Source organism: Corynebacterium sp. HMSC29G08 (assembly GCF_001806875.1).
Lineage (GTDB): Bacteria > Actinomycetota > Actinomycetes > Mycobacteriales > Mycobacteriaceae > Corynebacterium.
This window is the reverse complement of sequence record NZ_KV786269.1, coordinates 1-2,934: the sequence shown is the minus strand read 5'-3', so window position 1 is coordinate 2,934 and position 2,934 is coordinate 1. Positions and strand designations below refer to the sequence as shown.

The window sequence follows — 2,934 nt, the reverse complement described above, 5'->3', positions numbered from 1 at the left end:
GCGGTGTTGAGGATGCAACCTACAACGAGTATCACCAGGAGACCTCGGTTACTAACTCTGCCGGTGCAACAACAACGTTCATCTACAACGAGGATGGGGTTGTTGTTGAAACGGTGTATCCCGATGGGTTGCGCAGTTATGTGGAGCCAGGTGCGTGGGCTGCTCCGGTGCGCGTTGTTGGCGTGGATGGCTTGGCCACTGAGTGCGAAGTGGATGCTTTCGGCTTAGTAAAGGAGGTTGTGACCCCGGATGGGGCTGTGACGAGTTTTGCTTATGATATGCGCCCAAGTGGTGTTGTGCCAGCGTCAACGACGCATCCCGATGGCAGCGTGACTTACGTTGAATGTGATGATGCTGGCCGCGTGATTGCTGCAACCGACCCGGCGGGCAGGCGCGTGAGCAGGTCGTACGATGTTCGTGGGCTGCTGGTTGAAGCCTTGGATCCGCTGGGCGAATCGACTCGTATTGAATACACTCCGGAAGGCTGGCCGGCACGTGTTGTCTACCCGGACGGTAGCGCCACTTCGACTGCTTATGATGGGGAAGGCAACCAGATTCGCGCGGTCAATGAGGTTGGCGCGACAACGGTAACGGCGTTTAGCGTCTTTGATAAACCTGTTGCGTTCACCGATGCTGCGGGGGCGACGACGCGTTTGGAATACAACACTCAAATGGAGCTGGTGCGCCTTAGAAACGCTGACGGCAACACGTGGCAGTATTCCTATGACCTTGACGGCATGGTTGTGCGTGAGGTGGATTACAACGGCATCACCACCAACACCGCGCTAAGTCCTGATGGGTTGATCAGTACCGTGACCACGCCGGCGGGGACATCAACGCGACTGCGTCATGCTGACGGACGGATTGACAAGGTCCGTGACGGTCTGGGGACTACGACCTATTTTTATGATGAGATCAACCGGCTTATTGGTATCCGGGGCCCACAGGCAGAGATTGCGTTCGGGTTTGACGCATACGGCCGGGCTACCACTGAGACGGTGAGGCTGCCCAGTGGTGAAACCACAACGCATGCGTTAAGCATTGGCCATACCGGCACTGTTGAGGCTGAGCACCTTACGCTACCTTCGGGTGAAAGGTTTGACACCGCATTTATTCGTGATGGCGCAGGTGAGGTTACTGCAAGCACGCATACCCGCACGTTGGCTGGTGCAGACTTCGGTGACATTGTCGCCGAGATGCGCTACGGACGTGATGCTCGTGGTATCCGCAACAAACTGTCTACTGGGTCTCTCGTACGCAGTTTCAGCACGGATAGTCGTGGCCGGAGGTCTGCGGATACGCTTGCTGCCCTTGATGCTCAGACAGCGGGTGGGTATCGTACGGTTTCCTCGCGGATGTTTACCTGGCGCGATGATGGTGCGTTGTCAATGGTCACCGACTTTTTGCGTGGTGTGACTACGTTTGATCTGGATGTGGTGGGTCGTGTTACCCGCAGGACAACGTCTCCGGGAAACGCCGCTTCCGATGTTGGATCTGGCAGAGGTGCGGCTTCTGTCAGCGGAAGAACGCAGCATCAGGGTGTGGTTGAGGAGCGTTTCGGTTTTTCTGATGCGGGGGTCTTGAATTCTATTAGTTCTCCGACACCCCACAGTGTGTCTGCGCCGCCGGGTGTGTCTGATGGGGTTGAAGCCCTTAGGGGTTCAGGTGGTGGGGGAGGTGATGATCGTGTTGAGTTTGTTGGCACGATGCCAACGCGTGTGGGTCGGACTTCTTATACCTATGACGCGGCGGGGCGTGTGACGCAAACGGTGACGCGGCGTGTGAGTAAGAAACCGTTGGTACACAGGTTCTTTTATGGCACTTCGGCCCAGCCGATTGGGTTTAGTTCTTCTGACCAGCCTGGTGTTGGCTACCGGTATGTTTATGATCCGCTTGGTCGGCGGGTTGCGAAAGAACGCATTGAGACCACCACGGGTGAGGTGCTGGAGCGGTGTATGTTTGTGCACCGTGGTAACCAGTTTGCGGCTGAGCAGGTCACGTTTAGCAAGCAATCGGATTCTGGCAGCGGGTATGTGTGGTTGACAGATCCTGCAACGGGTGAGTTGACCGGCCAGATCACGCTTCGCCCTCATGGGACGGCGTCTGTGAAGCAGGGGACCGTTTCACAGGGCGGTGTTGATGCCGAGTTTTTGTTGATTATGGCTGATCTTGCTGGTTCGCCGCAGGAGCTCGTGGATACGGATAGGGGTGTTGTTGCAGGGTTAGCGACCCAAACTTTGTATGGCACCCGCAAATGGCGTGGGGATGCATCTTCGCCTTTGTTGTACGCCGGACAGTATGTGGATGCTGAGTCTGGATGGGCGTACAACCGTTACCGCTACTACCACCCGCACGCCGGTATATACAATGCTCAAGACCCGCTTGGTGTAGCACCGCGTATTGCTTCAGCGCAGGGCTACGTTGACCACGCTGCGCACTGGGTAGATGTTCTGGGGCTTAAAGGGTGTTGTGAAAAACGATGGGAGAAGCGCAATATCAATGGTAGGGACGTCTATGTGCAGAAAGGGGAGCATGTATTTGAGCCAAAAAAGGAGTTAACAAAACCGAAAAAATACCGGACTGGGCCTGACGACAAGACGTGGACCAACGCAGAGATGATGGCGACAACTGGGAAGGCGCCAATCGGCGTTGATGGACATCCAGTCAATCTGCACCACATTGGGCAAGACGACCGTTCGGTTCTCGTGGAGATAACGCAAACTAGGCATCAAAAAGAGAGCGCTAGACTACATATATTTACGGGTTTGCCGCAGTCGCAGTGGCCGAAGGACGTAATACCGGTGGATCGAGCATCGTTTGATAGTTTCCGGGAGAATTATTGGAAAGCACGAGGATTGGAGTATTTGAATGGTGAATGAGGGCATGTCTGGTAAAAAGCCTGGACGTCTTTTTGAGGAGGAGTTGGATCCGGAT

Annotated in this window: 1 protein-coding gene; it reads left to right on the top strand. The window is 55.3% G+C overall.

Translation table 11 applies throughout. From position 1 onward, the window contains the following. On the top strand, positions 1 to 2,879 hold a 2,879-nt coding region (locus HMPREF3101_RS09745), incomplete at its 5' end, for an HNH/ENDO VII family nuclease (protein WP_305763946.1). Positions 2,880 to 2,934: the final 55 nt, after the last annotated feature.